The organism is Nocardiopsis oceanisediminis, assembly GCF_048595525.1.
Lineage (GTDB): Bacteria > Actinomycetota > Actinomycetes > Streptosporangiales > Streptosporangiaceae > Nocardiopsis_A > Nocardiopsis_A oceanisediminis.
Genome location: NZ_JAFMZJ010000001.1, coordinates 1 through 22,285 on the forward strand (window position 1 = coordinate 1; position 22,285 = coordinate 22,285).

Annotated in this window: 40 protein-coding genes; 5 read left to right on the forward strand and 35 right to left on the reverse strand. The window is 71.8% G+C overall.

The features are described 5' to 3' along the window. Nucleotides 1-233: hypothetical protein (locus J0910_RS00005; RefSeq protein ID WP_420156464.1), on the reverse strand; the 233-nt coding region annotated here is incomplete at its 3' end. Here J0910_RS00005 and J0910_RS00010 point away from each other — a divergent pair. Continuing rightward, a complete protein-coding gene (locus J0910_RS00010; protein WP_420156465.1) occupies nt 223-612 on the forward strand; it encodes a hypothetical protein in 390 nt (129 codons plus the stop codon). The two genes, J0910_RS00005 and J0910_RS00010, sit on opposite strands and share 11 nt — an antisense overlap. On the opposite strand, the gene J0910_RS00015 is transcribed toward J0910_RS00010, so the two are convergent. The 32 genes from J0910_RS00015 to J0910_RS00170 all read right to left on the reverse strand — a co-directional run bounded on the left by J0910_RS00015 (nt 571) and on the right by J0910_RS00170 (nt 16,183). After that, nucleotides 571-855, reverse strand: coding sequence for a hypothetical protein (locus J0910_RS00015; RefSeq protein WP_420156466.1), 285 nt, complete (start codon nt 853-855; stop codon nt 571-573). The genes J0910_RS00010 and J0910_RS00015 overlap by 42 nt on opposite strands. Before the next feature lie 146 nt (nt 856-1,001). Next, a complete protein-coding gene (locus J0910_RS00020; RefSeq protein WP_420161850.1) occupies nt 1,002-1,304 on the reverse strand; it encodes an HNH endonuclease in 303 nt (100 codons plus the stop codon). 343 nt (nt 1,305-1,647) lie between these two features. Then, nucleotides 1,648-1,863, reverse strand: a complete 216-nt coding sequence (locus J0910_RS00025; protein WP_420156467.1) for a hypothetical protein — start codon at nt 1,861-1,863, stop codon at nt 1,648-1,650. 202 nt (nt 1,864-2,065) lie between these two features. Beyond that, the gene (locus tag J0910_RS00030; RefSeq protein ID WP_420156468.1) at nt 2,066-2,827 is read right to left on the reverse strand and encodes a DUF3800 domain-containing protein; all 762 of its coding nucleotides are present in this window, start codon (nt 2,825-2,827) and stop codon (nt 2,066-2,068) included. Between the two features lie 85 nt (nt 2,828-2,912). Further along, nucleotides 2,913-3,788 carry a hypothetical protein gene (locus tag J0910_RS00035; protein ID WP_420156469.1) on the reverse strand — a complete coding sequence of 292 codons (876 nt, stop codon included), beginning with the start codon at nt 3,786-3,788 and terminating at the stop codon, nt 2,913-2,915. A 146-nt stretch (nt 3,789-3,934) separates the two neighbouring features. Further along, the gene (locus J0910_RS00040; RefSeq protein ID WP_420156470.1) at nt 3,935-4,270 is read right to left on the reverse strand and encodes a PadR family transcriptional regulator; all 336 of its coding nucleotides are present in this window, start codon (nt 4,268-4,270) and stop codon (nt 3,935-3,937) included. A 162-nt stretch (nt 4,271-4,432) separates the two neighbouring features. Next, a complete protein-coding gene (locus tag J0910_RS00045; protein ID WP_420156471.1) occupies nt 4,433-5,146 on the reverse strand; it encodes a hypothetical protein in 714 nt (237 codons plus the stop codon). An 85-nt stretch (nt 5,147-5,231) separates the two neighbouring features. Then, nucleotides 5,232-5,642, reverse strand: a complete 411-nt coding sequence (locus J0910_RS00050; protein WP_420156472.1) for a hypothetical protein — start codon at nt 5,640-5,642, stop codon at nt 5,232-5,234. Further along, nucleotides 5,639-5,794: a hypothetical protein gene (locus J0910_RS00055; RefSeq protein WP_420156473.1), complete on the reverse strand. Its 156-nt coding sequence runs from the start codon at nt 5,792-5,794 to the stop codon at nt 5,639-5,641. Before J0910_RS00055 ends, J0910_RS00050 begins: the two co-directional genes overlap by 4 nt. Then, nucleotides 5,794-5,955, reverse strand: a complete 162-nt coding sequence (locus J0910_RS00060; RefSeq protein ID WP_420156474.1) for a hypothetical protein — start codon at nt 5,953-5,955, stop codon at nt 5,794-5,796. The genes J0910_RS00055 and J0910_RS00060 overlap by 1 nt, the downstream gene beginning before the upstream one ends. Further along, complete coding sequence (locus J0910_RS00065) at nt 5,942-6,268, reverse strand: hypothetical protein (protein WP_420156475.1); 327 nt, start codon at nt 6,266-6,268, stop codon at nt 5,942-5,944. Before J0910_RS00065 ends, J0910_RS00060 begins: the two co-directional genes overlap by 14 nt. Then, the gene (locus tag J0910_RS00070; protein ID WP_420156476.1) at nt 6,265-6,810 is read right to left on the reverse strand and encodes a DUF6248 family natural product biosynthesis protein; all 546 of its coding nucleotides are present in this window, start codon (nt 6,808-6,810) and stop codon (nt 6,265-6,267) included. Before J0910_RS00070 ends, J0910_RS00065 begins: the two co-directional genes overlap by 4 nt. Further along, entirely contained in the window at nt 6,807-7,106 is a 300-nt protein-coding gene (locus J0910_RS00075; protein ID WP_420156477.1) for a hypothetical protein, read from the reverse strand. The genes J0910_RS00070 and J0910_RS00075 overlap by 4 nt, the downstream gene beginning before the upstream one ends. Continuing rightward, a complete protein-coding gene (locus J0910_RS00080; protein WP_420156478.1) occupies nt 7,103-7,405 on the reverse strand; it encodes a hypothetical protein in 303 nt (100 codons plus the stop codon). The genes J0910_RS00075 and J0910_RS00080 overlap by 4 nt, the downstream gene beginning before the upstream one ends. A gap of 327 nt (nt 7,406-7,732) precedes the next feature. Next, complete coding sequence (locus tag J0910_RS00085; RefSeq protein WP_420156479.1) at nt 7,733-8,017, reverse strand: hypothetical protein; 285 nt, start codon at nt 8,015-8,017, stop codon at nt 7,733-7,735. Continuing rightward, the gene (locus J0910_RS00090) at nt 8,014-8,595 is read right to left on the reverse strand and encodes a hypothetical protein (RefSeq protein ID WP_420156480.1); all 582 of its coding nucleotides are present in this window, start codon (nt 8,593-8,595) and stop codon (nt 8,014-8,016) included. The genes J0910_RS00085 and J0910_RS00090 overlap by 4 nt, the downstream gene beginning before the upstream one ends. After that, nucleotides 8,583-8,897, reverse strand: coding sequence for a hypothetical protein (locus J0910_RS00095; RefSeq protein ID WP_420156481.1), 315 nt, complete (start codon nt 8,895-8,897; stop codon nt 8,583-8,585). The genes J0910_RS00090 and J0910_RS00095 overlap by 13 nt, the downstream gene beginning before the upstream one ends. A 764-nt stretch (nt 8,898-9,661) precedes the next feature. Beyond that, entirely contained in the window at nt 9,662-10,174 is a 513-nt protein-coding gene (locus J0910_RS00100; RefSeq protein ID WP_420156482.1) for a hypothetical protein, read from the reverse strand. Then, a complete protein-coding gene (locus tag J0910_RS00105) occupies nt 10,171-10,386 on the reverse strand; it encodes a helix-turn-helix domain-containing protein (RefSeq protein ID WP_420156483.1) in 216 nt (71 codons plus the stop codon). Before J0910_RS00105 ends, J0910_RS00100 begins: the two co-directional genes overlap by 4 nt. Further along, on the reverse strand, nt 10,386-10,982 hold the full coding sequence (locus J0910_RS00110) for a hypothetical protein (protein ID WP_420156484.1): 597 nt from the start codon (nt 10,980-10,982) through the stop codon (nt 10,386-10,388). The genes J0910_RS00105 and J0910_RS00110 overlap by 1 nt, the downstream gene beginning before the upstream one ends. Beyond that, nucleotides 10,979-11,518, reverse strand: coding sequence for a hypothetical protein (locus tag J0910_RS00115; RefSeq protein ID WP_420156485.1), 540 nt, complete (start codon nt 11,516-11,518; stop codon nt 10,979-10,981). The genes J0910_RS00110 and J0910_RS00115 overlap by 4 nt, the downstream gene beginning before the upstream one ends. After that, nucleotides 11,518-11,775: a hypothetical protein gene (locus J0910_RS00120; RefSeq protein WP_420156486.1), complete on the reverse strand. Its 258-nt coding sequence runs from the start codon at nt 11,773-11,775 to the stop codon at nt 11,518-11,520. Before J0910_RS00120 ends, J0910_RS00115 begins: the two co-directional genes overlap by 1 nt. After that, complete coding sequence (locus J0910_RS00125; protein ID WP_420156487.1) at nt 11,772-12,491, reverse strand: hypothetical protein; 720 nt, start codon at nt 12,489-12,491, stop codon at nt 11,772-11,774. The genes J0910_RS00120 and J0910_RS00125 overlap by 4 nt, the downstream gene beginning before the upstream one ends. Before the next feature lie 148 nt (nt 12,492-12,639). Continuing rightward, the gene (locus J0910_RS00130; protein WP_420156488.1) at nt 12,640-12,888 is read right to left on the reverse strand and encodes a hypothetical protein; all 249 of its coding nucleotides are present in this window, start codon (nt 12,886-12,888) and stop codon (nt 12,640-12,642) included. Between the two features lies 1 nt (nt 12,889). After that, nucleotides 12,890-13,099: a hypothetical protein gene (locus J0910_RS00135; RefSeq protein ID WP_420156489.1), complete on the reverse strand. Its 210-nt coding sequence runs from the start codon at nt 13,097-13,099 to the stop codon at nt 12,890-12,892. Further along, nucleotides 13,096-13,731 carry a hypothetical protein gene (locus tag J0910_RS00140; RefSeq protein ID WP_420156490.1) on the reverse strand — a complete coding sequence of 212 codons (636 nt, stop codon included), beginning with the start codon at nt 13,729-13,731 and terminating at the stop codon, nt 13,096-13,098. The genes J0910_RS00135 and J0910_RS00140 overlap by 4 nt, the downstream gene beginning before the upstream one ends. Nucleotides 13,732-13,736: 5 nt before the next feature. Continuing rightward, nucleotides 13,737-14,459: a Rad52/Rad22 family DNA repair protein gene (locus tag J0910_RS00145; protein ID WP_420156491.1), complete on the reverse strand. Its 723-nt coding sequence runs from the start codon at nt 14,457-14,459 to the stop codon at nt 13,737-13,739. 203 nt (nt 14,460-14,662) lie between these two features. Continuing rightward, nucleotides 14,663-14,830: a hypothetical protein gene (locus J0910_RS00150; protein WP_420156492.1), complete on the reverse strand. Its 168-nt coding sequence runs from the start codon at nt 14,828-14,830 to the stop codon at nt 14,663-14,665. Then, complete coding sequence (locus J0910_RS00155; protein ID WP_420156493.1) at nt 14,827-15,339, reverse strand: hypothetical protein; 513 nt, start codon at nt 15,337-15,339, stop codon at nt 14,827-14,829. The genes J0910_RS00150 and J0910_RS00155 overlap by 4 nt, the downstream gene beginning before the upstream one ends. After that, nucleotides 15,339-15,572, reverse strand: coding sequence for a BldC family transcriptional regulator (locus J0910_RS00160; protein ID WP_420156494.1), 234 nt, complete (start codon nt 15,570-15,572; stop codon nt 15,339-15,341). The genes J0910_RS00155 and J0910_RS00160 overlap by 1 nt, the downstream gene beginning before the upstream one ends. Before the next feature lie 63 nt (nt 15,573-15,635). Next, nucleotides 15,636-15,920: a helix-turn-helix domain-containing protein gene (locus tag J0910_RS00165; protein WP_420156495.1), complete on the reverse strand. Its 285-nt coding sequence runs from the start codon at nt 15,918-15,920 to the stop codon at nt 15,636-15,638. After that, nucleotides 15,920-16,183 (reverse strand): helix-turn-helix domain-containing protein, encoded by a 264-nt coding sequence (locus J0910_RS00170; protein WP_420156496.1) that lies wholly within the window; start codon nt 16,181-16,183, stop codon nt 15,920-15,922. Before J0910_RS00170 ends, J0910_RS00165 begins: the two co-directional genes overlap by 1 nt. 167 nt (nt 16,184-16,350) lie before the next feature. Here J0910_RS00170 and J0910_RS00175 point away from each other — a divergent pair, with 167 nt between their 5' ends. The 4 genes from J0910_RS00175 to J0910_RS00190 all read left to right on the forward strand — a co-directional run bounded on the left by J0910_RS00175 (nt 16,351) and on the right by J0910_RS00190 (nt 21,115). Then, a complete protein-coding gene (locus tag J0910_RS00175; protein WP_420156497.1) occupies nt 16,351-16,782 on the forward strand; it encodes a helix-turn-helix domain-containing protein in 432 nt (143 codons plus the stop codon). Nucleotides 16,783-16,866: 84 nt separating this feature from the next. Then, nucleotides 16,867-17,733, forward strand: a complete 867-nt coding sequence (locus J0910_RS00180) for a hypothetical protein (protein WP_420156498.1) — start codon at nt 16,867-16,869, stop codon at nt 17,731-17,733. 62 nt (nt 17,734-17,795) lie between these two features. After that, the gene (locus tag J0910_RS00185; protein WP_420156499.1) at nt 17,796-19,568 is read left to right on the forward strand and encodes a hypothetical protein; all 1,773 of its coding nucleotides are present in this window, start codon (nt 17,796-17,798) and stop codon (nt 19,566-19,568) included. Between the two features lie 314 nt (nt 19,569-19,882). Further along, on the forward strand, nt 19,883-21,115 hold the full coding sequence (locus J0910_RS00190; protein ID WP_420156500.1) for an MFS transporter: 1,233 nt from the start codon (nt 19,883-19,885) through the stop codon (nt 21,113-21,115). A gap of 61 nt (nt 21,116-21,176) precedes the next feature. Here J0910_RS00190 and J0910_RS00195 read toward each other — a convergent pair whose 3' ends face one another. Together J0910_RS00195 and J0910_RS00200 are read right to left on the reverse strand one after the other, a co-directional pair. Further along, on the reverse strand, nt 21,177-21,608 hold the full coding sequence (locus tag J0910_RS00195; protein ID WP_420156501.1) for a hypothetical protein: 432 nt from the start codon (nt 21,606-21,608) through the stop codon (nt 21,177-21,179). Nucleotides 21,609-21,637: 29 nt separating this feature from the next. Then, nucleotides 21,638-22,183, reverse strand: a complete 546-nt coding sequence (locus J0910_RS00200; protein WP_420156502.1) for a phytanoyl-CoA dioxygenase family protein — start codon at nt 22,181-22,183, stop codon at nt 21,638-21,640. Nucleotides 22,184-22,285: the final 102 nt, after the last annotated feature.

Below are 22,285 nucleotides of genomic sequence, written 5' to 3' on the forward strand. Positions count from 1 at the left end.
CGCGCGCGCCGTACCCGGCTGATGACCTCGCACGGCGCCAGCTCCTTGTCCGGCGCCGAGGTGGTGTAGACGATCTGGGGGTTGGGGCGGGCGGACATGGTCGGCAGCAGCGCCGCCATGTGGTCGTCGCTCAGGTTGTAGGCCTCGTCGAGGATCACCCGGTCCGCGGTCAGGCCGCGGCCGCCGCCCCCGGCGGGTGGTGAACCGGATGCGCTGTCCTGAGTGCAGCTCAATGCCTTCCTCCCCCTTGGACAGCATCACCTGCTTGATCCGGGCCTTCAGCTTCCGTTCCGGTTGACCAGCCGACAGCCGCAGGAAGGCGTCCTTCGCGGTCCTGAACTCGTGCGCCGAGTGGATGATCAGCTGCTCTTCCCACACGAACAGCGCCGCGAGTTCGAGCGCTTCGAGGATGCTGCCCTTGCCGTTCTGCCGGGCCACGATCAGCCCCACCTCGTAGGCCGCCCACTGCCCGTCAGCCCGCTCCCGAGCCCTTCGGTGAGCACCAGCTTCTGCCACGGGTCCAGCACCAGCCCGCACGAAGCCGCGATGTCGATCGCGTCAGCGCCCGCGCTACTCGGCGCCGGCGGCGCCACCCTGATCCGCGGCACCTGAACGCCGAGCAGCCCGGCGCTTGGCGAGGTCGTCGACAATGTCGGCCTCCTCACCGGCGGACAGGGCATCGAGGTCGGCCAAGACCAGGCGGAGCTGCGTCGCCAGCGAGGCGGCTCCGGTCGCCGGCATCGGGGCGGCGGCGCGCCAGCTCGTCGCGCAGCGCCTCCAGCGCCGCGGCCCGGTCGCCCCGGCCACCGCCTCCGGCAGGTCCGCCATGGCCGCCTCCACCTCGGGGATTTTCACGGAGAGAAATGCGGTCAGGGGGCGGCGGGTCAGCCGGCACCTGTCCCCGTCGGAGGCCCCTCCCCCCGGTACGGGGGTGGTCCCGGCCCGGAGGTCAGTGGCGGGTCCGCGGCCCGGGTTCCCCGGGTGCCCGCGGTGCGTGGCGTTCACCAGGTGCGGCTGTTGGCCTGCTCAGGGAAGCGGGTGGTGGTGCGGTTGCCGCGGATCGAGTTGCACCGGCGGTGGGCTTCGCGGTGGTTGCTCGGGTCGAGTGCGAGGTCAGGTCGCAGGCTGAGCGGCATTGCGTGGTCGAGTGTCCATGACATCGGGTGGACGGTTGGCAGTGTGAGGTCGATGGGTCGGCCGCACAGCCAGCAGGTGTTGGAGCCTTCGCGCTTGAGCCTGGCCTTGGCGCGGGCGAGTGGCCGGCCGCTGCGTCCGCGCCGGTAGTTGAGCGAGGGCGAGGCCATGGTGTTCACCTCGCTGGTGGTGTGGGTCGGCGCGGTGCGTGGCCGCCAGCGGTGGTGTGGCGTTGTCGGGGTGGAGGCCGTGCGCGGGGCCGAGGTGGCCGTGTCCGCGTGTGCGCTGGAGCGCTCGGGGTGGAGGCGCGGTGGTGCGGGAGAGCGGGGCGGGCTCGGGCGGGGTGGGGGTGCGGGGCCCTTGTGCGGTGGTCCCGTTCAGGGTGGGCCCTGTCGGTGAGGGGCCCTGCTGCAGGGGAAGCCCCTTGCTCATGTGAGACGCCCGGGGCACATGGTGCGGCCGGGCGTCGAGTACATGAGTGGTGATCTTGAGACGACTGTAGGACACGCATGGTCAAGCGGGCAAGCGTGCGCCGGGGCGGCCGCGGATGCGGCGGGCCCGCATGGCCGCTTCGGTCTCGAACAGCTCGTGGGCGTTCACGTGCCCGAACTGGAGCTGAAGGTGGCCGGCGGCGATCCACCGGTTGAGGGTGCGCAGGGTGACGCCTGCGGCGTCGGCGGCTTCCGCCTTGGTGTACCAACGGCGGCGCGGATCCGGGTGGTCAAGCAACACTCTTCCCCCTGGAATAGGGCTTCACCTGTGGAGACTTGCGAAGTGGACACTCGAGAACCTGTGCCCTTCCCGGTGACCACAGCGCGTAGGACGCTTGTTAGAACAGACTCATACAGGTACCCTAAACACCAAGCGCTGACCCAGGGTGCATGCCTTGGTTAGGCACTTTCCCGCCCCCCAGCAGAGCTGGGGGGCCTTTTTAGTCCCTCAGGACAACGCCAGGGGGAGCCCCGTTCCGCTTGTAGCGGTTGACCACTGCATGGCAGGCGTCCCCGAGTTCACTCCACATCGTCTGAGGGCACACACGTTCGATGGCCTTCCCAGGAGGGATGATCGAGCGGAAAGCCGCGTAGGCCACGAGATCCGCATGCTGCACGAACAGGGAATGGTTGGACTGCCGCGGCATGGGGTCGTCGACCAACATGCGGGCCGGGTTGTTCAGCGACCCGGGACCATACATGCTTCCCGCGGTGAGGTGCCGACGAGCGCGGCGAGACCACCGGCGTACGCGATCGTTCTCCCCCTCATCATGGATGATCATGAACGTGCAGCGTTCATGGTAGCTCGTACGTTCCAGCCTCTGGAGCAGTGTTTCCCAGGCCAGGTCGAAGACTGCAGAGCCGCTCAGGCCGTTGCGCTTATCGACGACTACCGCGAAGGCACGGGCTTTGAGACCGTGCAGTGTCCGCATGTGCGCTCGATAGATCCTCCTTCGCGCTTCGGGGGAGAGCCCGAGGTCTCGTATGGACCCGCCTCCGCGGACGAGGTGGTTGGCCTTCAACTCGTCTCGGAGCAGGACGCCGAAGCGCTCCTTGATCCTGCGCCTGAAGGCCACCAGCTCATCGAACGAGGTCGGCCAGTCGTCAGCATCGACGAGTACGCAACCGAGGGTGTATGTGTGCGAGCCGTTACCGGAGACGGGCCCTGTGTCCCCTGACTCGTCGATGTACGCAAGCAGCATGTGTGGATTTTCTCGTCAACGACCGGTCTTCGCCACCTGAAGACGGTTCCCCGTGGACGACCAGCGTCAACCCTCGCCTCTCCTATCAGTAAGCCCGCTGGGTTTCTTCTGGCGCGTCCCTCGCCAGTCGCACCGTGTGCTGACTGCCCGCATGCCGTTCGTTCTGGCAGTGCTCGCTGTGGCTCATGGCCCCCTCCGGAGGTGCCGATTCACTCACAGCAAGGCACACCGCCCTGCCCGCTGGAGTGCCAGGACGTGAGGAGAGCGGGACCGCCTGACGCAGCCTCAGATGACGACCTGACTCCCCATCAAAGGGAACATCACCCCGGAGTCCTTTTAGCGTTTCCAGAAAATAATTCGCGGCCGCTTTGACAACTCCCACAAAAAACTGATCTTCGACAATCGCCACAAGTTCACTGTTCACGCGAAACCGGAGACGCTGAGAGAGCAGCACCTTATAGGCAAGTTGAGCACATTCCACACTTTCGTTTTCACTCACTTCGCCGTTTGCGTGTCGACGGTCGATGGCGGACACGGAAGCCTCCAACGTGTCCGTGTCATCCCGCAGGGCCTGGAGCCCCTTAAACAACGAGATAATTTCTTCTCTTTTTCGAATTACACGCAACCCCCACAGTGAATACCTCAAACTGCAGAGCGCCACCACCGTCCCCACCGCGCCAGTGATTATTCCGGCCGCAGGCCCCCAGTCATAACCAAGTCGAGAGAACGCAAAGGCGGCAAGCGACGCCGCGATACAGCAAGCATTCACAGCTGCAGCCTTGGCGACCAGCAGCCTAGCATCTGGAATAGCGGATCGAGTGGACTTATAGCAGGGTGCCGACCATGCGAGCCCTAGCGCGAAGCCGCTCCCCTTGATCAGGCGCGTGACAGGAACGGATTCGCTCCCATGTAGAAACTCATGCAACTCGGCGAGCCATTCACGAGACATGTCATCGCGCATCTCCTTTGGAAGACGAAGAACTGCCATCTTCACAAAGAGCCGGGGGACATAATCAAGACGGGCTCGGACTTCATCGCTGACCAGATCTGTACATACCCCTAGCAGTAAACCTCCCACAAGCCCCGCAACGGCGCCTAGGAATACACTCACGCGTGCTTCCCCCTCGGAGCCAGCCAGGACACGGGACCGTCGGCCCATATCTTCTGGTGGAGCTCGGCAAGCCCAAGGCGAGCGCGCTCGGCACCATCCGGGGTCATCGTGTAGAAACGGCGAGCGGGACGCCCTTCGGCCTGTTCGTCGATGTTCTCGAATTCAGCGGCGAGCCACCCCGCCCGCTGGAGGCGAGCGAGGATCGGGTAGAGGGTGCCGCTCGACAAGCCCGTGTCACGCATCAGGTCGAAGCCGTATCGCGGCTTGTCGAGGTCATCGAGGAAGGCTCTAAGGACGGCCGCGGTTGTAGTCGTGATCTTGATGTCGGCCATGTCGTTAGTCTACATAGACCTGAGTCGCAAGTCTACATAGGGCTCTAGAGGCCGCCGCGCACGGAGAAGTCGACGCTGCCGAGCAGATCGCTCTGCCGGTAGACCACCGTCGTCGCCTCGTAGAAGCAGGCGCCCGACCCACCGCGGACGATAGCTGCTGCATCATGAGGCCGTCTTCCTCGCCTGCTGGACGGCGTGTGCGTCGTATTCGTCGACAGTCATGACCCGGTTGCAGTCGGGGTTCTCGCAGCGCACCAGATCCCGGTCGTCCTCGAAGATCAGGGTGCGGCGGTCGCAGCGCGGACAGGGTGCCGGCTTTCGGCGGCCGGGCGGGCGGGCCTTGGCGGCGGCCTGGAGGCGACGCTGCCACCACAGCACGGACAGGCCGAAGGCGGGGCTACCGGGGTGGGCGAGGATGTCGGTCAGGTGGTGGCAGAGCCAGGCGATCACGGTGGTCAGGGCGGAGGCGCCGCGGCCGCGGGCTGGCCGCGGCCCGTAGCCGCAGACCTCGCGCCAGTCGGTTTCGACTTTGCTCAGGTCGCCGTACAGCTCATCGAGCAGGTCGGCGGCCGGGGACGGCGATGGGGCGGTCTTCGTCGAGCGGATGCGCCCGGTGTCGTCGGTGTAGCCGCGGTGCCCGTCGGAGGCGGCGGCGAGGAGCGCGGCGAGGTTGTCCAGGTCGGCGAGCGCGGCCCGTACGGCGCCGGCGCAGCGGCGGCACCACACGGGTTCGCCGGGGACCGGGGTGAGGTCGGGCGGGTCGGGTGCCTCTCCGCGGGTGTGGGGGTCGGCGGCGGCCCATTCGTCGATGGCGTCGGCGTGGGCGTCGCGGGCAGCCCGCCAGTGCCGGTTGCAGGGCCCTGGGCAGTCGGTCATGTAGTACCTCCGTTTTCAGGTAGTCCTTCGCACCGGGCCTCCACGGCGGCTGCGGTAAGCACCGCGAGGGCGATGGGCAGTCCCGTCACGGCCGCCTCCCGCACCGTTTCGGGGCGCGGGCCACGCTCAGGCGGCGCGGGTGGGGGCCGGGGCGGTGCCGTGCCCGCGGTGTCCGTTCGGGGCGGGGCACGAAGGCCCGCCACGCCTTGGGGTCGGGTTCCTGGCGGGGCGGGCGCGGCGGCACCAGGACGAGTTCCGCGCGGCGCCGGTCGTGTGCGGCGGCGAGGTGCCGGGCTGCTTCCAGGTAGGCGCCCCGGACCTGCTGGTAGGCGTCCCGGATCTGCTGCAGGGCCGGGGTGATGGCGGGCCGCACGCCCGCCCCCTCGGCGTCCGCGGAGGGCCCGCCCGGGACGGGTGTCCACCGCATGGCGTCGGCGGAGGTCTCCCGGTCGGCGGCGGCGCGGCCGATCTGGGCGAGGAGGGTGCTGGTGTTCACCGGCCGTCCTCCTGGGGCGGGCGCGGGCCGCCGGACATGACGCCGGCGAGGAGGTAGAGGGCCTCCCAGCGGGTGAACCCGGCGGCCCGCAGCTCGGTGTAGAACTCGTGCAGGCGCACGCAGTCACCGCGGAGCTGGCTGAAGCTGTCCATTACGTGTCCTCCGGTTCGAGGTCGTCGTCTCGGAGCGGGAGCCCGCTGGGGTCTATGCGGTCGACGTCGGCGGCCCGCCAGATCATGGCGTTGGTGCGGTGCTCCCACCCGGCTTCCATGCCGGCATTCAGCCAGCGGACGGTCTGCTCAGGTGTCGGCACGGCCGGGGTCCTTCCTGCGCCGCCAGGCGCCCCACCAGGCCAGGGGTGCGGGCGGTTTGGCCGGCGGTGCGCTGCCGGGAACCGGCACGTCGGGGTCGGGGCCGGTTTCACGGGCGAGGGAGGCGTACCTCCAGACGGGGTTGGCGTAGCCGTAGCGGTCGGCCACCTCGCCGGTGGTCATCGGTTCGGAGACCGGGGCCAGCTCAACGAGGCGGAGTTCGCCACGGCGGCGCACGACCTGGAGAACGTGCGGGGCGCGTTCGCCGGGGGCGACGTAAAGCTCGCCTTCGTACAGGTCGGGTTCGTGGCTCATGAGGCCTCCAGTTCGAAGAGCGGATCCATGTCGGGGCGGGCGGGCGGCCGCCGGGGGCGCACGGCGTCGGCGGGCGCGGCCTTCCGCTTCCAGGGCGGCGGGGGCGCCGGGCCGGTCTTGGGGCAGGGGCACCGGCACACCCATGCGCAAGGCCGCCCATCAGGGCGACGGATCACCTGAGCCAGGGCGCGGCCATCGAAGGCGAGCAGGTGGTCGGTGTTGTCGCAGACGTCGGGGCGCCCCTGCTGGCGGTGGACGCAGATGTCACACCGGTCAGAGAGGCAGTTCCAGCAGGTGCCCTTCTCGCAGTAGGACCACCGCCAGAACCCCCATGGGTAGCCGCGCTCGACGAACCGGTGGTGCGGCGAGAACACGTGCTCGCGCACCCACGCTCCCTCGTCTTCGGACATGGGCGAGAGGTTGGGCACCGGGTCGACGATCCCGAGCAGCAGGCACTTGTGGAGGGTGAGCAGGTCAATGCCGCAGACGACCTCCAGCTCCTTCTCGGTGAGCACGCGCTGCGGGCGTGCGGGCGCGGTCACCGGATCCCCGCCTTGCGCATGCGGCGGCGGAGGCGGCGGAGGCTGCGCAGCGCCGTCCGCCTGGTCCATCCGCGCCCGCACAGTGTTAGCCCTTCCGGCCACGGGTCGGGCTCGGCGAGGTAGCCGTTGAACGACTGGCGTAACGCGCGCCACCGCCGCTCCCGCACACATCTGGCCAGGTAGCGCCCCTCTGAGGCGAGGTGGTGCCGGGCCACATCCCAGCGCCCGCCGCGCACCCCGCGCACGGCCTTGTGGACGGCGGCGAGCACCCCGACGAGGTACACGTCGATCTTCATCGGGTGCCGCCTCCCGTCCAGGCCAGGGCTTCCTTGTCGAAGCCTTCAGGGGCTGCTTGGGTGGCGGGGTCGAAGGTGTGCGCGGCCCGGACGGTGCGCTGGAAGACGTCCCAGGTGCGGCCGAAGTAGCACCAGCCGCCTTCGAGGAGCATCGGGTGAGCCCGGTAAGAGATGGTGAGGCGCCAGTTGAAGATCATCTCCATCACCTCGATGCGCATCGGGCCGATGTCGCGAACGCGCCAGACGAGGGGGACGGCGGTGGAGGTCACGGTGAGCGGGTTTCCGTCAGCGCCGGGCACGGTCAGGGTGTCGTCTTCGTCAAGCTGGTGTCGCAGCTCGAAGCGCAGCCGGGGCGAACACCGGTCGTCTAAGGCGGTCATGGTGTCCTCGCCTTCACAGGTCCGGGATAGGTGGTGAGCATCCGGACACCCTCCAGGCCATCGCATGGTCTACTCCTTCTCCAGGCAGATGCACATCGGTCATGGGGCGCCCGGCCAGGCCGAGGCCGATGAGGTCGGTGATGGCGTCGTCGCCGGTGTGCGGGCGCGCCGGGTAGATCCGGGTGTGTCGGGGGCGCGCACCGCCCCTGCGCGGGGCGGTCGGCGTATCCGGGGGTGGTTCGTGCATCAGCTCTCCTCGTTGTCGTGGCCGCTTGGGCGGAGGCGGGCGCGGATCCCGGCGGCGTAGGCGCGGGCGGTTTGCGGGTCGGCCGGCTGGTGGCCGGGGCGCGGCTGCCAGGTGGTGGTGCGGGCCGCGGTGGGCCGCCATCCGAATCCGGCCAGTTCGGTGAGGACGGCGGCCGCCCACACCTCCGGGTCGGGCCGGTCATCTGTGGCCTGCTCGTCTCGTTCGACCAGGCGGCGGGCGATGAGCGCCACCCCGTCGCGGTGGGCCTGCTCGCGGGCGGTCACGCGGCGCTCCCGGAGGTGGCCGGGCCGCACACCGGGCACGGCACCCGCTCCAGGCCGCCCTCGGAGGTGAGGCGGGTGCGGGTCCGGGTGGTGTCGTTGCAGCGGCCGCACCAAGGGGTGGCCGACGCCAGCGGAGCGGGTTCGACCACCGGCCCCGGCGGTGCTGGGGCGGCGTGTGCGGCGCGGGCCGCGGTGTAGTCCTTGGTGGGCGGGGCCGGGGTCCGGTCTCCTGCGGTGAGGGCGCGGGGGAGGCTGCGGCCATCCGCCAGCGCCCGCAGGTGCTCACGCAGCCGGGGCCCGTAGTCCGCGGCGTCGGGGTCGGCCGGCGGCAGGGCGAGGTCGGCGTTGGCCAGCCGGTCGGCGCGCATCCGCTTCACCCGGGCCCGCAGGTGCGCAGGCTTGAGCCATTCGGTCGACTCGGCGTAGTGGTCGACGACGGCTCGCATCGCGTCGTCGTAGCCGAGGTCGCCGATCGCCTCCATCCAGGCGGCGAGCACGATGGGGTCCGGGCGGCGGCCGTCGAAGGCCGCGGCGCGGGCCAGCACCGCGCCCATCTGCTGTTCGGTCATGCGTGCCATGGGCCGTCCTCCTGGTGGCCGGTCGTGATCTCGCGGGCGGCCGCGGGCGGGGCGGCCGGTTCAGGGTCGCCGAGCGCGAGCCATCCGGCGACACGCTCGGAGGTGGTGGAGCGGGGCGGCGGGGTGCGGCCGCCGGTGGGGGCTCCGCGGTCGTTGTGGGCGCGGCGCATCCAGTTGCGCCAGGTCGCGGGCCAGTCGACCTTGCGCCCGGCCGCGCCCGGCTTGGATTTCCAGTAGTCCAGGAACGCTTCGTGGTCGGCGTCGCCACACGACGGCGCCTTCTCGCGGGCCCAACGCCGCATGTCCTCGGTGACGGGGAAACGCTCGGGGATCCGGGTGCCCTGGTCAGTCCTCTTCGGCTTGCCGTTCGTCGCGCCGGACGCGCCAGCGTCGGCGCTCCCCCCTGCACCCCCAGCAGACGTAGAGGGGTCCTGCTCACCTGAACCATTCAGGGCCGGGTCGGGTCGGGCCGGGGGATTCGGGGCCGAATCGGTCCCCCCATCGGGTACCCGATCGCTTCCTGATTCGGTATCCGATGAGTGTTTCTGCTGGCAGTAGAGGCATGCGGGGTCCGTGACACCTCTGGCTTCGTGCCACCTGCGGTGGTTGCCGATCGCTCCCCCCGATGACTGCCGATCGCGTGCGGCGATCGCCTCCGATCGGGTGGGGTTGTAGTCAGCGAAGTCGTGGAACCGGTATCCGCCCTTCGCCCGCCTCCACAGCCCTGTGGACACCAGCTCCTTCGCCAGCGGCCCGGAGTCTGGGATCAGCCGCGGCAAGGCGTGGTCTGGCACGAACCCTTCGGTGAGGTTCGCGCTCGACCACGCCCCAGCGACGACCCACAGCCCCAGGGCGGCGGCCGATGTCGCCAGCACCTTCGGGTGGGAGTGGAACGAGTCATCTACCTTGAACCACGTCATCAGGCATGGGCCCTTTCGTAGCGGGCCTTGCTGCGCTTCCGTTCAGCGATCAAGCACAGTTCGCAGGGCACCTGAGGCGCCTCCCTTATCTCGGGTTGGTCCGCGCCCGCCGCGGGCTCGGTGGCTCGCCACGGCGGGCGCGGGGTCTATAGGTCGCCGTCGTCGGCGCGGCCGCCGGTGAGGGCAGCGGTCAGTCCGTCGGCGACGGTGTGCAGCTCGTGGCGGATCTCGGAGAGCGTGAGGTCGTCGGCGGCCACGACCCGCCGGGCGTAGGCGGCCCAGTGCCGCAGCGCCGCGGTGAGGCGCGCGGTCTCGATCTGAGTGAGCAGGCCGGCGGTGAGGTTCAGCGTGTGGTCGTCCAGCTCCAGCTCTCCGTCTTCGGTGAGCGTCCCGGCGGCGGTGCGCTGCAGGTACAGGACCCGCATCGCTTCGCGGACGGCGCCTTCCTGGTCGGGGCCGGGCACCTCCAGGTGGGTGATCTTGCACTTGACCCACGCGGAGGCGTCGGAGTCGGCGGCCGGGACGTTCTTGTCGTCGTGCTTCAGCTCGGCGATGGCGAGCATCCGCATCCCGGAGCGGGCGTACAGCCGGGGGACGTGGGGCTCCAGTGCGGCTTCCGCGGCGGCGCCGAGCTTGGAGGCGATCTTGACGGTGGTCACCGGGCGCCTCCCTCGCGGGTGAGGGTCAGGCGGTAGCCCAGCGCCGCGGCGTAGTCGGTGGCGGCGTCCACGTTCGGTGTGGTGTCACCGGCCTCCCACTTGCTGAGGCTCCCGGGGGCGTAGCCGAGCCGGTAGGCCATCTCCTTGAGGGACATGCCGGCGTCGCGCCGGGCTCGGGCCAGCTCGGCGATCAGCGGATGCGGGACGGGCATCAGGAGGCCTCCTTGGTCATGGCGGTGTGCGGGACTGCGGCGGGGTCGTCGATGCTGTCGTCGTCCCATGCCAGCGGTGGCGCCCAGTTGCGGCGGGCGGCCTTGCCGCGGGTGACGGCCGCGCCGGGAGTGGCCAGGGGCCGCCGCATGGACAGCTGGTCGTAGGCCGCGACGATGGCGCGGTGGGTGGGGGCCTGGACGTGGCGGTGCCCGCCCCGGCGGATCTCGGCGATGGTGCTGGAGGCCAGGCCCGTGTGCGCGGCGGCGTCTTGGATGGTCCATCCGAGGGCGGCCAGGGCCTGCAGGCGGCGCGTCGCCCCGATGGCGGGCAGGTAGCCGGCTGACGCCGACCAGGGGTCGGCGGCCAGGATGGCGTCGGCGACGAACGCCTTGACCTGCCGGGCCTTAGGCGACATCAGGTGCTGCACGGTCTCGTCGGCGAGACCGGCGGCGGTTGCGATGGATCGGCGGGTGTGCCCGGCGGCTTCCAGGGCTCGGACGCGGGCGCGGACCTGCTCCAGGTCGCCCCATGGGCTCCAGCGGCCTTCGGCGATCCGGCGGCGCCGGTGCCGGGAGTAGACGGTCTTGGGGTTCATCGCTTGCCCCCTGTCGGCCAGTGGATCTTGTCCAGGACCGCCCGGTGGGCCTGCGGGAGCGCGACGGCGGGGTGGCCGAGGGCGTCCAGGCCCATGAGGCGCAGCCACGTGGCGTCGACCTGGTTGTCGTCACGGATGTCGGCGCCGGTGCGCTGGAAGAGCGCCATGCGCAGGTCGGGTTTGGGGGCGTTTCCGCGGCCGGTGGCGTACTTCTTAAGGCTGCTCGGCGGCACCAGGGCGTAGGGCACCCCGGCCTCGATGAGCATGGTGCGGACGACGCCGTGGACCATCCCGAGGACGGCGGTGGAGGCGGCCCGGACGGGCGGCACGTCTTCGAGGACCGCCAGGTCCACCCACCAGTTCGTGCCACGCGTCCCCTTGGGGCATCCGCCGGCGGCGAGCCGGACGGCGTCCCGGATCTCGCCGAGCCGGGCGTCCCCCTCCAGGTCGGGGGTGACGGTGTAGGTGCGGCCGTCCTTCCATGCGACCCCGGTCCCGGTCACCGATAGGTCGAGGCCGAGCACGCGCGGCGCCATCACCGTTCTCCTTCCGGCTCGTCCGCGGGCGGCGCCCATCCGAGCTGCAGCAGCGCCTCCCGGGTGGCCGGTGGCACGGTGACCTCCGCGTCCTCGATGTCGAGGTCGGTCCGCACAAGCATCAGTTCGAGTACGACCTGGGTCGGCTCGCCGGGCCGGGTTCGGATGTCCGCTCCGGTCGTCGCGGCGGCCACGTCCTGGCCGTCGATCCGGACGGTTCCGCGCCCGGCGCCGGGGAGGGTCATGGAGAACTTCATCGGGCCTGCTCCTTGCGGGTGCGCTGGGCGTCGCGGACGGCGCGCCGGCAGTCGGCGCAGGTCTGCTCGCCGCGGTAGAGGTGCTGGCGGTAGCCGCGCTCGGTGCCATGGGCGATGGGCTTGCGGCGGCGCGTCGAGGCGTATCCGTCGGCCTTCTGCGGCTTGGCGCGGTTGGCTTCGCGGCAGGGCCCGCAGGGGTCTTCGCGGCGCCGGAGGTGGCGCTGGTACCCGGCGTAGGTGCCGCACTCCACCGCGGTCTTCTGCTTCGCCGCCTTGGGCGGGGCCGCGGCGACCGGGGCGGGGCGCAGCGACGCCGGGACCGGGGGCCGCGCCGGGGCCGCCTCGGGCGGGGGCGTCGGGCCGGGGCGGGTAGGCGGCGGGACCGGCCCTCCGGCCGCGGCCCCGGTGACCCCGAGCATGTCCATCACCTCGCGGGCGGCAGCGGCATCGGAGGCGTGGCGCGGGTCGATGCACACGGGGTGGCGGGGGCTGCCGGGCTGGCACGGGCGGGCGCACCCGCACGCGGCGGCGCAGTCGTGGCGGTTGGCCAGGCGGCGCACCATCACTGCGGCTCCGGCCCGTTCCCGGTCGGCGATGGCGAGGGACCGGTCGTCGTCGTAGGTGTGCAGGAGGTGCTGGACGCGGGTCTCGGTGTCGTCCCGCTCTTTTGGTGACGGCCGCGCGGTGGCTCGGCGGATCTGAGATTCGAGGGCCATACCCCCTCCTCGGTGGTGTGGTCGGCGATGTAGGCGACCCGCGCCAGCTCGGCGGTGGTCGGAGAAGGAGGCGGCGGCGGGACCGGCCGAAGCCGTTCGGCCTCCAGGGCCCGCAGGCGGGCATCCAGCTCGTCGGGTTCCTCAGTGCTCACCGGGCCCACCCCGCTCGGATCGCCAGCTGCATGAGGCGGCGGGCGGCGGGATCCCCCTCTGCGACCACGGCGAGCATCAGCGCGTCGAAGTCGTCCTGGCCCTCGGGGTCGATGTCGGCGATGTGCTCGGGGTGGCCGGGGGTGTCCTCGATCAGGCGGGTGCCCAGCCAGGCGCGGCGGGCGCGGGCCGCGCGGCCGCGGAGTGCGATCTCGGCGTCGGCGACGAGGCGGTGCAGGGAGCGCATCTCACCAGGCCTCCTCCGCCGGGGTGCGGGCGGCGCCGCAGTGGCCGCACTCGCGGGAGAGGCGGGTGTTGACGGCGCGCAGCTGGCGGATGTGCCGCCACAGGCCCATGACCTCCAGGTCGCGAGCATCGGCCCGCCGGGCGGCGACGTACCAGGAGGCCCACGCTCCGGCCGCTGCTCCGGCGGCCGCGGCGGCGAGGATGGGGATCATGATGCGCCTCCTTGGGGGAAGGGCCCGGCCGGGGCGGACTCGGGCTCGGCGGGTTCCAGCTCGGCGGGCACCAGCGAGGCGCCGACCTCGGCGAGGGCGCCGGCGTGCCAGGCGTCCAGGACGGCCTGTTCGGCGTCGGCGGCACGGGTGTAGGAGAAGCGGCCCGAGGGGGCGGTGGTAGTGACCTCGGCGAGGGCGACCACTTCGCCCGTGCGGGGGTCGACGACGGTGCCGTCGGCGCTGAGCTGCTTGTCCAGGGCGGCGCGGTAGGCCGGGCGGACGGTGCGGCGCACCAGGTCGGGGCGGTGGGCGGCGATGAGGGCGCGCACTTCCTCGTCGTCCAGGGCGGCCGGGTCCACGGCCTCCACGACCTCGTGGGGGGCGGCGGTCTCGGCGTAGTCGACCAGGGCGGCCTCGTCCCACTCCACGATGCGCGCGCCTGCTCTGATGGAGATCGTTCCGGCGCTGGCACCGCCGGGCAGCAGCACGTCCAGCGACTTCACGCCGAGCTGGGCGCGGAGCCGGGCGAACTCCGGTTCGGCGTCCCGGCGCGCGGCCTCGTACTCGGAAGCGACGCGCTCGGCGAGGATCTTGAGTGCGGCCACGCGGGCCGCTGCGGTGAGTTCGGGCATGGTTGTCACCTCGTGTCGGGTGCTTCGGCGTCGGCGTCCTGGGCGGCCGCGGCCTTCTCCGGGGTCTCGGCGGCGATCTCAGCGAAGCGGGCCTGCAGCGCCTCGCGGACCTGGTCGGCCTCGTCGGTGGGCAGCCCTTCGGCTTCCTCGTCGGCGACGCGCGCCCACAGCCGGTTGAGCTGGTCGGTGCTGGAGGCCCCGGCCACCCGGCCCACCAACGCCTTGACGAGCGCGGCGTCGGGGTCGGTGGCGCCGGGCCCGACCCGGTCGGTGTCGGGCGCCTCAGCGCCGGGCGGCGGGTGGGCGGCCGACCACAGCACCACCGGGGACAGGTCGCCGTCCCGGTACAGCGACAGCCCGAACTGGTCGCCGAGGTTGGCGACGCACCGCTTCAGCGCTTGGGAGACGGCGGTCTTGGCGGCCTGGTCGTGGGCGGCCCCGTAGGCGGGCTGGCGGGCGGCCTCGCCCACCGCGGTGTCGTCGAAGGAGGTCAGGACCCGGCCGTCGGTGGTGCGCACGATGAGCCGCACCTGGGCCCGGTAGGCGACGGTCCACCGGAAGGTGGTGCCGTCTCGCTCCTTGGCCTCGCGGATGCAGGCCAGCTCCAGCGTCTGGTCGGCCCACCCCCCGAACCCGAAGACCCGGGTCAGGGTGCGCCTCACGTCCCACGCCTCCAAGTGGCTGTTCCCTCGGTGGACCTGCACCCGGTCGGCGGCGATACCGCGCATCAGCACCTTGAGCTGAACGTCGGTGAGGGCGTCGGGGCCCGCGTGCGCGTGGGGTGCGGCCGGGCCGGGCCCCCCTTGCCCCGGCCCGGCCGCGGGAAGGGACGCAGGCGGAGTCCTCGGCACTCCCCCCTGGGATGCCTCTCCCGCCTTGGCTCCCGCCGTGGCAGTGCGCGCGGCGGGCGGCTTTGACGTCCCGGACATGGTCAGTGCTCCTTCAGCGATTCGAGGGTGGTCGTCAGGAGGGCCAGCACCCGGGCGGTGTCATCCAGGGCGGCGTGGGTGCGCTCTCGACTCACGGGGGCCGCAACGGTGTCGTCGTCGGGCTCCGGGGCACGGCGGCGGCGCGGGCGCTGCTTGCGGATGGTCTTCATGCCGTGGCCTCCTCGATGCGCACGGTGGCGGTCAGCACCACGTCCACCCCGCCGATGCGCACAGCCACCTGCTGGAAAGCGGTGGTGGGGTCGGTCCGGCCGGTGTCTTGCACCTCGCCGTCCAGGGCGCGGGCCCACCCCGCCAAGGCCTGCTCGCAGCCATTGCGCCACAGCAGCCCGTGAACCCGGCGTGCTTCGGCGTCCACCGACCACTCCGGAGCGGGAAGCCCGGGATGGTCGGCGGCCAGCCGGGCGGCGGTGCGCAGTAGCCGGGCCTGCCGGTCAGCCACCTGCGGCTCGTATGAGGCGGCGGGGGTGCCGGTCACTGCGGCGATGAGTGCGCCGTACTCGCGGGCCGTCTCCGCGGCGGCCTCGGCCTGGCCCCAGTGCCGGTCGGCCTCGGCGTCGGCGGCGGCCGCGCGGTCGGTGCAGTCGGCAGCGCGGGAGGCAGCGCCGTCCCGGCAGTCGCGCAGGTGGTCCACGGTGCGGTCGCTGATCCCGGAGAGCATCACCGCTCACCGCCCGCCTGCTCGACGCTCAGAAGGCGCTCGAACTGGTCGGCGGGGTAGCGGCGGTGGCCTCCCAGCGTGCGGATCGCGGTGAGCTTGCCGGCCTTGGCCCACCGGGTCACCGTCTTGGGGTCCACCCGGAAGATCTGGGCGACCTCGGCAGGGGTGAGAAGGCGGTGCGCTTCGTCGCTAGAGGCGCTGGTGTCGCTGGTGGTGCGGATTACTATGGCCATGGCCCTGTCTCCTTCATGTGCGGGGCCTCGCCCCCGTCCGGGTCGCATCCGGCGGGGGCCTTGTCATGCGCGGCGGGCGCGCAGCGGACGGACCGGAGCCCGGGGGGCGGCAGCTGTGGCGGCCGCGGGGCGGCGGGGGCGGGCGGCCGCCGCGGGGCGCGGCGCAGCGGCGGGCGGGCGAAGCCGCTGCGCGACGATGGCCTCAAGGTCTTCAGGGGTCCAGGCGTAGGACCCGCCGATCAGCCTGACCGGGATCGCCCTGCGCGCGGCCTGCTTCTTCAGCCACGACGGCTTGCACTTCAGCACCTCGGCGGCCTCGTCGGCCCGGTAGACGGTGGGCGCCTCCATCACGCTGCCTCCGCCCCGCCACTGCCCCGGCGCTTCTTGCGCGGCGGGGCCTCCTCGCGTGCCTCCCGCAGCAGGGCCGGATCCACGTCCAGCGCCTGGCAGATGCGGATGTAGACCGGGGCGCTCGGCTCCTGGTGTCCCCGCTCCAAGTTGGTCAAGGTGCCGTCGGCGATGCCCACGGCGGCGGCGACCTCTCTGACGGTCAGGCCCCGCTCTTCACGGAGGCGGCGGGCGGTCGGCCCGCGGAAGCGGTAGGTCTTCATGACTCGATGATACGTAAACGTTCATGCATAGACAAGAACGAGCATGAACGTTCATCTACAATCTGAAGCTGGAAACCTGAACCGCTAGAGTGCATGCACGTTCTGCATACGGTCATGCATCCGCATAGATAGTCATGCAGGAGCATGACTCTGCGTACTATGGCGGCATGCCGACCCCACCTGAGCACGCAGAGCGACTGTTCAGACTCAGCCAGGAAGCCGCTGACGAGCAGGGCAAGACGCTGACCGACATCGCCCGCGAGGCCGACGTCTCTCCCCAGGCCGTCTACAAGTGGCGCAAGGGAAAGAGCGTGCGGGCCAAGACCGACCGGGCCATCAGCCGCGCCTTCGGATGGGAGGCCGGTTCCCGCGAGGCGATCCTGGCCGGCGGGGCCCCCACCCCCCTCCAGGGGGAACACCGGCCCCCGGCGCCGCCGCCCCGGGTCTTCGACGACTCACGCGAACAGGCGATCTGGGACCTGGAGGTACTGAGCGAGGCCGAGAGGCTTCACCTGATCACCGCGCTGCGCCAGCGCGACCAGCTCCTCGGAGAGGTCCGCGGCGACGACCAGGGCCTCGGGAGCGGCGCGGCAGGGTAACGGGCCGGAAAATACCGGCGCGTAGGCATGTAAAAAACCGCGGCCTGGGGGATCATTGCCCCACGGGGTCACAGGAGGGTAGCAATGGTGCTGCTCGTTTCTGCAGCGCTCTGCTGTGCAGTCCTGGCCGCGGTCCTCGTCTTGGCCGCCGTGCTGATGCGCACCAGGCGCCGCCTGGACGAGATGACCGAATACACCGACTACCTGACCGCCCGCATCGAGGCCCTGGAGAAGACCGCTGACGGCGCCTTCGCCGAACGCGAGCGGCGCCGTGTGGAAGCGCTCCTCCCCCCGCCCCGCGCCGAGGTCTCATGCCGGCGCGGTCACCTCGGGGTCATCCGCGGAGGCGGCGCCATCGCCGTGCTCGGCACCGCCGGCGCTTGGGTGCGCGAGACGGTGACGGGCCCGGGGGCCGCCACCGTCGCCACCATCGCCGTCACCGGCGGCGCCGTCGGGGTCCTCTACACCGAGCAGCCCCACGTAACCGAGCCTGCCCCTACCGCGCCGGCCACCTCCCAGGACCCGGCGCCGCCCCCCGCCCCGCGGGTCCCGGTCCGCCAGTCCACCCCGGCCTCGCTCCAGGCCGACGAGCGCATCGACCCCAGCCCCGCCCCTTCCTCCTCGGCTGGCGAAACCGACGCCGCCGAGATCGAGGAGGTCGGCGAAGACGAAGAGCAGGCCGCGGCGCCGCCCAGCCCCTCTTCCCGACCAAGTGAGCAGGAAGGCGAGCGCTCCCCTCAGAGAGGGGGAGCCTCCCCCGAACCCCCGGTCCGGGACGCCTCCCCCGAACCGCCGGCAGAACGCCCCTCCCGGCCGAACCCGGCCCCCGAACCTCCCGGCAGGCAGGATCCGCAGCGGTCCCAGCCCGCCGAGGAGCCCGGCCCAGGATCCCTGGCGCTGCCCAAGGGGCGCGTCCAGGTAGAGCCCTTGGCCGAGGTGTGCCTGCCCTAGGCGCGAAAGCGAACGCCCCCTCCGGATTGGAGGGGGCGCTCACCACCACCGGAAGGATACCCATGCCCTACCCCGAACAGCGATGGTCGAAGAAGGACGGCTCCTACTGGACCGTCCGCTACCTGGCCGCGGACGGGACCTGGCCCCGGGCCAGTCGCGACGAGAATGGCAACCGATGGCGCACCAAGAAGGCCGCCGAGCAGTGGGCGACCGACAAGGAGGCCCGCATCCGCATGGGCCTGGACGAGGAGTCCGCCCCCAGCGTCGCCGAGGCGGCCCGCCGCGCCCGCAAGCAGGAGGGAACCACCCTCGGCACATGGGCCAATGAGTGGTTCCCCAAGCAGGACGTCGGTATCTCCCACCAGAAGGGCCTGCGCACGACCCTGGAGAAGCACCTGCTTCCCCACCAGCCCAGCGGCTCCGGGCCGATGTGGGAGGAGACCTTGATGGACGACATCACCGAGCAGCAGGTCGTGGAGTTCAAGCGCACCAAGCGGGAGGCCGGCTACGCCGAGTCCACGATCCGGGGGTACTGCTCTACCCTCTACACCCTCTTCGCTGACGCGATGCGCGAAGGGGTCGCCACCTCCAACCCGGTCGCGACCAATTCTTCCAACCGCGGCCGGCGCAGCGGCACCGGCAAGAGGAAGGGCACCCGCGGCAAGGAGCGGGTGACCACCGATGCACTCGGCGCCCTGCTGCTGTCCGAGCGCATGGCGCTCCTGAGCGGTCGCGACGAGGAGTTCATCGCCGGAATCACGATGTACAACTCGGGACTCCGGTTCGGGGAGCTGGTCGGCCTGGAGCGGGAGTTCTGCCGCCCCGACGAAGGCACCATCCGGGTGGAGTGGCAGCTGTACGAGTCCGACGGGGACTGGTACCGGCAGGCCCCCAAGGACGACTCCTACCGGGACGTCCACATCCCTCGGTTCGTCGCCGAACTGCTGGAGCGCCAGCTGGCCGCTGTCCCGGACAAGCCGACTGCCGTGTGCGCCTGCCACCGGCCGCCGACTGTCCACCGGTTCCTCGTGGCCGCGCTCAAGCGCCAGGGGAAGTGGGACGAGGAGATGCAGGCCGCGCTCCTAGCCCACCCCAAGGAGCGCTCCCTGGAGGAACTGGGCATCGACGCCGACCTCGCCGAGCGGTTCGACGGGGACTTCATCCGCGGCAGCGCCGCACCGCCCCACCGCGGCGGGGTGTTCGTATTCACCGGCAGGGACGGTTCCCCCCACCACCGGCGCGGCTCCTACAAACCCTGGCTCATCGGGGCAGCCTCCACCGGCCGCTACCCGGGCTCCAAGACCGGGCAGGGCCACGTCCAGGAGGAGCGCCCCGTGCCGCTGCTCGCCGAGCCCTGGCCCGGCATCCCCGTCCGGGGCCGCTCCCCCCGCAAGCGGTCGGAGACCACGTGGGAGCCGATCGCCCCGGGGATCACCCCGCACGGGCTCGCCCGGCACTCCCACAAGCGGGCGATGATCGAGGGCCGTGTCCCGGAGGTTCTCCAGCACGAGCGCCTGGGGCACGAGATGGGCGGTATCGGCGCGGTCTACAGCCAGGTGACCCCCGCGATGGTCGAGGCCCTCCTGGGCCTGCTGACGGCCAACTGGACGGCGTCCCTGGAGGCGCGGGCGAAGATGCACCCGCACTCACCGGTGGCGGTCCTGGACGAACTGCTGGCGCCCTACCGGAAGCAGGGCGCCAGCGGGGAGAACTCCAAGATCATCTCCCAAATCTCTCCCAAAACGGCCCCCACCCCCCTCCGCCGACGGGGGGTGGGGGCCGTGTCTTCTCAGGTCAGTCCCAGTCCAGGCCGCCGCCGGTCTGGTACTCGATGACCCGGGTCTCGAATAAGTACAGCGCCTTTCTCCACCTGCGGAAACGGTTCAACCGCAGGTCGGAGGGGGTGCCTGGTGGAGCCTGACGGCGTCTGAAGGCGCCTGAAGGCGTCTCGCCGCTCCCAAAACGCTCCCAAAACGGGGCCCTCCGGAGACCGCTCCGGAGGGCCCCGTGCTGTGCTGGGGCAGACGGCCTGGGCGAGTGCCCTGCGGCTTCCGGGTCGGCTCCGGAGAGTCTTCTCGTATCCGCCTCCAGCGGCCGTGATCTTGCGGGACAGTGTGACTCCGGGGACTGCTGCGGAGGAGACGCACCGGTGGGGTATGCGAGGCTGCTGGCGACGCCGCGAATCGCCGGGCTGTGGGGGGCGCAGCTGCTCGCGGTGATGGGCGCCCGGCTGTACGCGCTGGCGGTGATGTGGCTGGTCTGGGAGACCACCGGATCGGCGTTTCTCATGGGCCTGGTCGCCGTGCTGGAGTCGGTGCCCTACATCGTGATGGGCGCCGCCGGCCGCGGGGTCCTCACCCGGGTCGCGACGCTGCGGCGCCTGGCCGCGGTGGAGGCGGCGCGCGCCGGGATCGTCGCGTGCCTGCCGCTGCTGTGGGCGCTACCGGAGGCGCGCGTCCCGGGGCTGCTGGCCGTGGCCCTGCTGCTCGGCATCACCGGCGCGGTGTTCGACCCGGTGCTGCCCGGCCTGATGCCCTCGCTGGTCGCCCCGGAGCAGGCCCGGCCGGTGATGGGACTGCTCGACCTGACCGGGCGGCTGGCCCGGATCCTGGGGCCCGGCTCGGCCGGCGCCCTGCTGCTGGTCGTCTCCGAGGTCCACTTCTACTGGATCACCGCAGCCGGGTTCGCGGTCTCGGCGGTGGCGCTCGCGGTGATCGGACGCACCGCAGGAGGCGGGGGGGCGCCCTCCGGCGGAGAGCCGGGGCCCGAGCGGAAGGTCCCTTCGGCGTGGCCGCTGCTGCGCGCCCATCCGGCGGTGGCCTTCGCGGTGTCCCTGCACGGTCTGGGCATCTGGGCGGGCACCGCAGCGGCGATCGGGGTGCCGATCCTGCTGACCGAGGTCTACGGTGCCGGGGCGGGCGCCTACGGGCTGTTCACCGCCGTCACCGCGGCCGGGGCGCTGCTGGGGAACCTGGCCGTGGGCAACGTGAAGATCCGCCTGGCGGGCGGGTTCCTGGGGGTGTACTGCCTGGCGTGGATCGCCGGCGGGGCGGCGCTGGCCGCGATGGGGTTGGCGCCCACGCTCGGGGTGCTGTGGGCGGTGGCGTTCTTGTCCGGAGCGGCCGCGCCGTTCTCCGGGGTCACCCTGCACGCCTGGCTGGCCGAGCGGTTCGGCCAGGCTGAGCGGGTGGCGGTCCTGGCTGCCGACCACATGGTCATCCGGAGCGCAGGCACGGTCGGGATGCTCGTGGTGCCGCTGTATGTGGCCGCGGCGCCGCAGGCGGCGTTCGCCCTGTCGGGGCTGGCGGTCATCGCCACCGCCGGCGTGGGGCTGGTGATGGCGCCGCGTTTGGTCCGGGTCCCGGCGGCGGCGCGGAGCTGAGCACGCAGGGGCGGGCCCGCCTTTTGAGGAGCGGGCCCGCGCAGGGAAGGGGTTCAGGCGATCAGGCGGCGTCGCGGCGCCAGTGCGTCACCTCGACGTTCTCCAGCGGCACGCCCAGCTCGGTGTAGATGCGCTTGTGCATCGCGCCGAACCAGGCGCCCTTGCGCTCGGTGTAGAAGTCCTCGTCGTACCAGGCCACCCCGAGCAGGACGGTGCCGCCGCCCTGGGGGTCGCCGGTCTCGGCCTCGAAGTAGGTGGACTGCCAGTCCCACAGCATCAGCTCTTCGGGGCGGGCGCGCAGCCGCTCGTCGGAGTCGCGCAGCGCCTCGATGACCCGCTTGGCGGTCTTGTGGTCGGGGCAGTAGTAGCGGCAGTCGGAGAAGGCGATGGCGGTCTTGCCGTCGCGGCGGGTCTCGTCGTCGTCCTCGCCGACCAGGACGCGGACGCGGGTCACCGGCTCCACGCCGGGGTCGTACATCGTGAGGGTGGACATTGCGGGGGTTCCTTTCTCTGGGGGGCCGGTCACCGGTCAGCGGCCGGCACGGGGGTGAGGTGGCCGGGGGCGGAGCCGTCGCGCATCCGGCACCCGCCCGGGGCGGCGTAGCGGATGTTCAGACCGACCCGGGGGGTGTCCGTGCGGTTGGGCGGGCTGGTGTGGATCAGCCGGGCGTCCATGAGCAGGCCGTGCCCGGCCTTCACCGGGACGCTCTCCCACCGGGAAGGAGCGGGGGCGTCGATGGTCAGCGGGCGGCCCGGCGCCTCGGCGCGGCGGGTGGGCAGGTAGCCGCCGGTCTGGGAGCCGGGGGCGATGCGCAGGCACCCGGAAGCGGGGGTGGCGTCGGTGAGGGCGAGCCAGACGGTGGCGGCGCGCTGGGGGTCCAGGAGGAGGCGGTCGTTGGTGCCGTCCTGGTGGGGCGGGACCTCCATGTCCGCGCGGGGCGGCTTGGTGATGAGGAAGGTGTTCTCCACGGCGATCCGGGGGCCCAGCAGAGCCCGGGCCGGAGCGGTCACCTCCGGGGAGAGCACCAGGGCGCGGATGGCGGGCAGGTGCTCATGCGGGTTGGACACGACCGGGGATTCCGGATCGAGGCCGCTGATAAGTCGCTGAATGTGATCAGCCTCGGCCCAAGGGCCGAAACGGGCGCACCCGATACGGATGAATTCATCCAG